A 254-nucleotide genomic window follows, 5' to 3' on the forward strand; every position below is an offset into this window, starting at 1 on the left:
GGATCCTCTTGCACTGGCATCGGAACCTAATGGTGGGTCTAGTTGGGCTCGAACCAACGACCCCTGCGTTATCAACACAGTGCTCTAACCAGCTGAGCTACAGACCCATTCCATGCAGCTCGCTTCATCAGCGAGCCACCTGGCTTGTTCCAACAACCGATAAGTGTGGACGTTCAAACTTGATTGCTTGTTTCCAGAAAGGAGGTGATCCAGCCGCACCTTCCGATACGGCTACCTTGTTACGACTTCACCCC

Annotated in this window: 1 tRNA gene and 1 rRNA gene; both read right to left on the reverse strand. The window is 53.1% G+C overall.

From position 1 onward, the window contains the following. Positions 1 to 30: 30 nt before the first annotated feature. Positions 31 to 107: transfer RNA gene (locus KW830_RS21180), tRNA-Ile, on the reverse strand. A 90-nt stretch (positions 108 to 197) separates the two neighbouring features. Then, a 16S ribosomal RNA gene (locus tag KW830_RS21185) occupies positions 198 to 254 on the reverse strand; the annotation flags it as partial.

Origin of the sequence: Comamonas sp. CMM03 (assembly GCF_019218715.1) — a bacterium.
In the GTDB taxonomy this organism is placed as follows: Bacteria; Pseudomonadota; Gammaproteobacteria; order Burkholderiales; family Burkholderiaceae_C; genus Comamonas; species Comamonas terrigena.